Source organism: Anaerosporobacter sp. (genome assembly GCF_031551385.1).
In the GTDB taxonomy this organism is placed as follows: domain Bacteria; phylum Bacillota; class Clostridia; order Lachnospirales; family Lachnospiraceae; genus Anaerosporobacter.
The window spans coordinates 1-7,302 of sequence record NZ_JAVBNS010000063.1 but is presented as its reverse complement, the minus strand read 5'-3'; the positions used below and the strand labels follow the sequence as shown (position 1 = coordinate 7,302).

Sequence of the window (7,302 nt, the reverse complement as noted above, 5' to 3'; positions counted from 1 at the left end):
TCTTTTTTATTGTATTAACCAATTCGAAAATAACTCTTTTTTCAAATCCACTACAATCCTCCATCAAATCAATAATTTCAGAATAATACTCTGATCTTTTTTCAACCTGATTACCAATCAATAAATCATCCAGACTTATTTTTAAAGACTGGGATATACTAATCAATGATTGTAAACTGGCTTGTTTTTTTGCTGTTTCAATTTGACTAAGATACTGTGGTGATAAATTAGCATACTCTGCAAGTTTTGCCTGTGTTAAATTATGTTGCTTTCTAACCTCCTTAACTCTCTTTCCAATAATTACAAAATTAACTGACATAAAATAACCTCCTTAAAAAATTATTTCTAATTATAACCTTGAAACGATGACCTAGATAGTAGGCTATTCTCTTCTTCGCCAACAAAAAATATTATTACATAGAATTATAGGCAATTCAGTGAAATACTAGCGAACCATTCTCCCCGTGAAGTACAAACTCTCATCAAAATGATGAAAGAAATGAAAACAGCTATACGAATTTTAAACTTGAAATATAATTAAAATACGAAAAAATACATTTGAAAATGGGCTACAGGTTTACATATCAACCTGTAGCCCATTTTGTTTTGAAATAATAATTAATATAATATCCCATATATAGAATTATAAAGGGATGGTTACAGATGAATGAAAACATAAAACACCTGAGTAGTGTTGCAACTCAGAAAGAAAAGATACGACAACGTTACAAAGGAATTGATATGGACGAACTTGATGTGATTCCAGCTATTCCACAAGAAAGTTTTTACGATGATCAACACGATAAGCGTGTTGCCGTTTACGCCAGAGTATCTACCGATTCTTCAAGACAAACTTCATCATATGAATTACAGAAAAATCATTATCAGGATGTAATACAACGTCATCCTGGTTGGCATCTCATCGAGATATATGCAGATGAAGGAATATCCGGTACTTCTTTACAGCATAGAGATTCCTTTGTCAGAATGATTAACGATTGCTATGCTGGAAAAATTGATTTAATTGTCACAAAAAGTGTGTCTAGATTTGCAAGAAATGTATTGGATTGTATTGGTTATGTCCGCAAACTAGCAGCGTTGCAATCACCAATCGGCATATTTTTTGAGACAGAAAATCTATATACTTTAAACAGTAATAGTGAAATGAGCTTATCCTTTATCTCTACATTGGCGCAGGAGGAAAGTCACAATAAAAGCGAGATTATGAATGCTTCGATAGAAATGCGCTTCAGACGAGGTATTTTTCTCACTCCTCCTCTACTGGGTTATGACCAAGATGAAGATGGAAATCTGGTAATACACGAAGAAGAAGCCAAAACTGTTAGATTGATTTTCTTTATGTATCTGTATGGATATACATGTCAAGAAATTGCAGACACACTTTCAAGTCTTGGTCGTAGAACAAAAAAAGGGAACACAAATTGGTCCCCTAGTTCAATTCTTAACATATTACAAAATGAACGTCACTGTGGTGATGTGTTAGCTCGAAAAACCTGGACACCTAACTATCTTGATCACAAAGTTAAAAAGAATAAGCAAGACAGAAATCAATATTGTCAAAGGAATCACCATCAACCTATCATCTCACGAGACGATTTTATCGCTGTCCAACGCCTTATTAGTAATGCTAAATATGGTAATAAAGGTATTCTTCCAGAGTTACATGTAATCACAAATGGTGCCTTAAAAGGATTTGTATCTGTCAATCCAAGATGGGCCGGATTTAAAGCTGCTGATTATCGTCTAGCTTCTGAAAGTATTTATGATGATATGATTAAAATCCCCTCAAAAACGCTAGAAGTTAACACTGGTGATTTCGACTTAAGAGGATATGAAATAGCTCGAAGTCAGTTTTTTGATACTGCCAATAAAGTATTTATTACATTTTCATCTGGTTCTCTAAGCTTCAGTACTGAATGTGTAAGGAAATTTCAGTCAAACTTTGTTGAATTATTAATCCATCCTGGCATTCAGTTAATTGCAATCCGTCCTGTTAATAGGAATGAAAAGAACGCTATCCAATGGTCAAGGCAACTCAACGGGCAGATCATTTCCCGAAATACAAGTGGTGCCGCTTACCTTCCAAATCTATATGAGTTATTCAATTGGAAATTAGATTGTAAGTATCGAATTCAAGGTATAAAAAAACATAATAATAATGATGAAGCCGTTCTTATTTTCAGTCTACAAGATACTGAAGTTCTTATCCCTACTGATTCCTTAGAACTCTCCAAGGATAATGAACAGATAAAAGTTTCATTTGAAGAAGATGTTAAACCTATAGGCACTAAGAAAAGAATTCTGGCTTTCCCTGAAGAATGGGTGTATACATTTGGAAACGATTACTACCACTCTCAGTCAGTACAATTATCAAATTTTTCAGACGATGATTGGAATCTAAAAAATCAAGGCACTCCTTTTATTTCAGATTCTCCACTAAAGATTACAAGTACAAAAGAAATCGAGAAAACAATAGAAACCATGATTTATGGCATGAAACAGGAGACAAATAATGAACGAAACAACTAGGTACAAGGAAATGGAAATTATTGAAGATGATGCATTTAGTTATGATGGTTATCAGGTTGTGCGAGGAGAATTTTTTGCACATGTTTTCGAACCTTCTTTTACCTTCAACAACTATAGGGTATCCGTTAACACAGCCTGCATTAAGAAACTTCCTGAATTTAACTACGTCCAAATTCTTGTTAATCCAGAGAATAAAAAACTTGCTGTGAGGCCTTGTAAGGAAGATGAAAAAGACTCCTTTCGTTGGTGCTCTGCTACTTCAAAACGTTCTCCGAAACAGATTATCTGTAGAATGTTTTTTGCAAAAGTAATATCGCTTATGGGGTGGAATCCAAATTACCGGTATAAATTACTTGGTAAGTTGATTCACTCTGGCGATGAATTACTGTTTGTCTTTGACTTGAATACTCCTGAGATTTATCAAAAGACTTTAAAGGAAGATAAAAATACGAAGACCTCTCGAACTCCCCATTTTCCAGAAGAATGGAAAAATCAATTCGGTTTACCTGTTGAAGAACACAAATCCACAATACAAATTGGGCTTTTTGATGGCTACGCAGTATTTGGTTTACATGAAGATAAAAAAGATACCAAAGAACCATTAACAGAAACTGCCACAAATGAAAGTGAGGAACCTGAATATGAGCAATTTACAATTGACACAATCACATCCATCTCTGGTAATTGACCTAAAAAAGAATCGAATCAGAATACATAAAAGGACTTTACACATGCTTGGAGATCCAAATTACATTCAATTCTTGGTAAACCCAGAATGTAAATCTATCGCTGTCCGAAGTAGTATTCCACAGGACTACTTGGCACAAAAAATCAAATGTCCACTGCTCTCCGGAAAACAATGTTGTGAATTTTACAGCAAATTTCTGATTAAATCCCTACGCAGTGTTTGTTTTGATTTAAAAAATAAGCATACTTATCGCATCAACGGAATTCTTATTAAAAAAGAGAATTTAGCCACATTTGATATGAACAATTCCATATTAATTAATGCTGAAGAAGATAGTGAGGAATAATGATTTATGAGTGAACTACACCTTTACAATTTAATTGTTGATGAAGACTTTACAAAAATGTTTCCTATATTGCCAATTGAAGAATATACTGATTTAGAACATGAGATTGTTTATAAAGGTTGTCAGAATCCAATTATTATCTGGCATAAAATTATATTAAATGGAGTTAATCAATATCAAATCTGTCATCGTTGGGAGGTTCCTTTCTATATTAAAGAAATATCTATAGACTCTCGCAATGAAGCTATCATTTATATATGCAAAAATACCTTAGAACATAAAAATCTCACCGATGAACAGAAGCGCTACTGTATTGGTAGATTATATGATGCCTATAAAGTACAAATGAATAAACTTTATTCCCGCCAAAATCAATATACTCCAACAAACCCACAAAGACCAGAATATATATCAAAGAGCACAACAGCTCAAATGTTGGGTAATGAACTAGGATTATCTGCTACTACTGTATCTAAATATGGCATTTTTGCAAAATCCATTGATAATATTAGTACAAAAGTTCCTGATATTGCAAAAGAGATGCTTGCTGGCATCTTTCATATTTCACATGAAAACACAATAAAACTAGCCGAAATGTCAGCAAATGAAATTCGTATTGTATATAATCAGGCAACCAAAAATGGCGATATCCGTCTTCTACATTCAGCAATAAAGAAAAAACAAAAACATAACAGGGAACGTTCTAAACAAACGGAGAAAAATATAAGTGTAAAGAAACCTGAAATAAAGCAAATGCCAAAGTATGATCCAGATGCAGAGATTTCAAGCCTGGTTCTTACAATTCCCATGTGGATTAGTTCTATGAAGCGTACTCAAACTATTTCCGACTTTAATCAAGTGTCTATAAAGGCATTATGGCAATTAGAACAACAGCTCAATTCGCTGCAGGATTCTATAAATATTTTACAGACAGAAATTAAGGAGAGATACCATGAATGAAGACATTGATTTAACAAAATTTGTTCCCCAGGTTCATTACGAACTTATTCCAATTAAAAATCTCGTTTCAAACCAGGACTACCAAAGAAATCTATCTATTAAACATGTGCAAAACGCTGCCTCTCATTTCGATTTGGCTCAAATAAATCCTGTAAAAGTCAGCCGCAGAAACGGAGTAAATTATGTTTTTAATGGACAACACACAATTGAAATAGTTTCACTTGTATCCGGTTCTCGTGAAACACCTGTATGGTGTATGATTTACGATGATTTGGAATATACACAGGAAGCTGATATTTTTGCAAATCAAATGAAATACACCAAATCATTACTTCCATATGAAATATTTATGGCCAACATTGAAGCTGGTAATGATAAACAACTCCTAATCAAATCATTGGTCGAATCATACGATCTTGTTGTTTCTGGAAAAATGCAGCCTGGAGCTATCTGCGCTGTTGCGACATTAGAAAAGATTTACGACAAATATGGCTTTCATGTACTTGACCGGACACTTCGACTAATTATAGGTACCTGGGAAGGTATCTTACAATCCTTTAGTGCCAATATGCTAAATGGTGTTGCAAGACTTATACATTGTTTTGGAGATGATATTAAAGATGAGCTATTCAAAGAAAAACTAGGAAAATTTTCTGTAAAGGAACTATGTCGGACTGCCAGAGATAGAAGTGCTGGCTCTCTTGGCTATTCCGAAGCTATGTTGCTATCTTATAACAAGAAGACACAAAAACCGCTTCACTTCGAAAAATTATATTCAAATAAGGGAGCCAAAGCACAGAATGCTATTACTGCAGATGAAATAAAATCTGCCTCAGATATTAATGAGCCAAATGGACAACTAGATATATTTTATTCTGTTTAGGAATAAAAGAAGCTGGTAGGCAAATTAGCTTTTCTCCATAATTTTCTGTGCTTTTACTTTCATTTGCTCCTCTATATAAAGTTTTTACCTGGCACGCGACATCATAGTTCATTCTGCATAAGTACATCTACAGGAACCTCTCTTTTTTCTTTTATCCGAAACAAAACGACAATTATTCTCTTGGCATCAATAGATACCATAGAGACAAAAAAAGACAGAAGCCAAATCTTAATTGACTTGATTTCTGTCTTGATATTGAAAAATAAATATACGGTTATGTTCGCAAGGGGAATTGGAATAGTGCTATGTTTTGAAAAATCAGTAATCTAGTTTGTTTTTACTCTCATTCTCCACCATCTAAGCTAGCTCTTTAAAATAGCTATCAATTTGTTCTTCACTTACTACTTCTTTCACCTTTTCACACTTCTCAATTCCAAAATTTTCAATTTCTTTGATTTGTAAATCAAATATTTCATTAAAGGTATATAATATTTTCTCACGAATATCTCGATTTTCCCTATGTTCTTCATTCAAAATTTTGAAAATAAAACTGGTTTTTTCAGATGAAGATATCTCTTTTTCATAAAATGCAAGTTCAAAATTCCTTTCTGACGCATAAACCTTTGAATTTTTCTTTAACTCGAATATTTTTATACAATTTGTTCTCTGAGCTTTAAGGGTTTTCTTCTCAAAATTTTTATTATTATCAACATCATGTAAAACATAATATTCCGCATTAAACTTTGAATCGGTTACAATAAACTAGACAGTTTTTTAAGGGCATGTACAATAAGACCAGAAGAAGAAAGGATTTTTATTATGTCCGAAAAAAAGAAGCCTAGGGACATTCTTTTTGGCAATATATCTTTACAAATTCCATAAATACCTCCTTTCATAAGTTTAAAAAGAGCAGTATTCAAAAGTAATATACATTACTTTTGAATACTGCTCTGGCTTTGTCTCAATATTAAATAAGGACAGCTCATCCAAGCAGGGATTTAGTAGCATAATTTGCTGATATGCTCATGTGGCAATCTAGCTACTTTCATTATGCCGGGTTATACATACTTTTAATTAGGTCTTCTGCGAAAATGATATCTCGTTTTCCCTTATGGGATACTTCTAGTGCCTTTCGGCCATCTACATCACATATAACTCCAACCATAACATTCTTATCAAGTGTTCTAACCTCTCGTTTTTTCCTTTTTCCATATTGTTCCCTCCTAATTGCTCTTAATCTTCCAACGATATAACAATACCTTATCAAATAGTTGGCTCCAATGGTTACTATCTTTTCCTACTGCATTTGGATTATTCCCTAGCGTTCTATTTCTTTCCACTGTTAATCTTACTAATTCTGGTCCCAAATCATTTAACGCTTTAATAGGATCCGTCCCAAAGCTAAACTTTCCTGATTTTTCTACCACCAATGCTCTAAATGAAGCTAAAATGGGGTAAATAAAAGATTTAGGTGATTTGTATGCTATATCATCATCTGAAAACATATTTGTATGTTGTTTTTTGTCATTCGAGCTTTCCACACCTTTTGTTCTACCATATCGGCCATCCGAAACTGCTTGCGTATAAAATTCTCCCATATTAGCTTCTAACATATCATACAATTTGAATATTTCGCCCATTATCGGTTGCATCTTAACATATGGATTAACAACACTCTCTTGAAATTTGTTATAGGCATCTAAATATAGCTTAATACATTTACTCTTTGATGAATAAGAACATACTGGATTCCTATTCGAATCCTCATATTCATCAATATTAAACAAATTTAATATTGCTAAGATATCATCAATAGCTAAACGCTTATCTTCATTTTCTTTATAGGCAATTTCGTTTGCAAAAGTTTCGTTTGCT

General features: G+C 33.2%; 7 protein-coding genes and 1 pseudogene. 5 read left to right on the top strand and 3 right to left on the bottom strand.

Features of this window, described 5'->3' with window-relative positions; all coding sequences use genetic code 11:
* Positions 1-319, bottom strand: a 319-nt coding sequence (locus RMR19_RS06865; RefSeq protein ID WP_310602758.1) for a helix-turn-helix domain-containing protein, incomplete at its 3' end; no start/stop codon positions are given.
* A gap of 344 nt (positions 320-663) precedes the next feature.
* Here RMR19_RS06865 and RMR19_RS06860 point away from each other — a divergent pair.
* The 5 genes from RMR19_RS06860 to RMR19_RS06840 are packed head-to-tail and all read left to right on the top strand — an operon-like array spanning position 664 to position 5,427.
* Positions 664-2,550, top strand: coding sequence for a recombinase family protein (locus tag RMR19_RS06860; RefSeq protein WP_310602757.1), 1,887 nt, complete (start codon positions 664-666; stop codon positions 2,548-2,550).
* Complete coding sequence (locus tag RMR19_RS06855; RefSeq protein ID WP_310602756.1) at positions 2,534-3,238, top strand: integrase; 705 nt, start codon at positions 2,534-2,536, stop codon at positions 3,236-3,238. Before RMR19_RS06860 ends, RMR19_RS06855 begins: the two co-directional genes overlap by 17 nt.
* A gap of 43 nt (positions 3,239-3,281) precedes the next feature.
* Positions 3,282-3,584 (top strand): hypothetical protein, encoded by a 303-nt coding sequence (locus RMR19_RS06850; protein ID WP_310602755.1) that lies wholly within the window; start codon positions 3,282-3,284, stop codon positions 3,582-3,584.
* 6 nt (positions 3,585-3,590) lie between these two features.
* Positions 3,591-4,544, top strand: a complete 954-nt coding sequence (locus RMR19_RS06845; protein WP_310602754.1) for a hypothetical protein — start codon at positions 3,591-3,593, stop codon at positions 4,542-4,544.
* Positions 4,537-5,427: a DUF6551 family protein gene (locus RMR19_RS06840; protein ID WP_310602753.1), complete on the top strand. Its 891-nt coding sequence runs from the start codon at positions 4,537-4,539 to the stop codon at positions 5,425-5,427. Before RMR19_RS06845 ends, RMR19_RS06840 begins: the two co-directional genes overlap by 8 nt.
* Before the next feature lie 357 nt (positions 5,428-5,784).
* On the opposite strand, the gene RMR19_RS06835 is transcribed toward RMR19_RS06840, so the two are convergent.
* Both RMR19_RS06835 and RMR19_RS06830 read right to left on the bottom strand, forming a co-directional pair.
* Positions 5,785-5,961, bottom strand: coding sequence for a hypothetical protein (locus RMR19_RS06835; RefSeq protein WP_310602752.1), 177 nt, complete (start codon positions 5,959-5,961; stop codon positions 5,785-5,787).
* 689 nt (positions 5,962-6,650) lie between these two features.
* Positions 6,651-7,302 (bottom strand): annotated as a pseudogene (locus RMR19_RS06830) (AIPR family protein); the annotation flags it as partial.

What these genes read in the sequence shown, in the direction of transcription:
- RMR19_RS06860 (WP_310602757.1), top strand. Translation starts at nt 664, where the DNA reads ATGAATGAAAACATAAAACACCTGAGTAGTGTTGCAACTCAGAAAGAA.
- RMR19_RS06855 (WP_310602756.1), top strand. Translation starts at nt 2,534, where the DNA reads ATGAACGAAACAACTAGGTACAAGGAAATGGAAATTATTGAAGATGAT.
- RMR19_RS06850 (WP_310602755.1), top strand. Translation starts at nt 3,282, where the DNA reads ATGCTTGGAGATCCAAATTACATTCAATTCTTGGTAAACCCAGAATGT.
- RMR19_RS06845 (WP_310602754.1), top strand. Translation starts at nt 3,591, where the DNA reads ATGAGTGAACTACACCTTTACAATTTAATTGTTGATGAAGACTTTACA.
- RMR19_RS06840 (WP_310602753.1), top strand. Translation starts at nt 4,537, where the DNA reads ATGAATGAAGACATTGATTTAACAAAATTTGTTCCCCAGGTTCATTAC.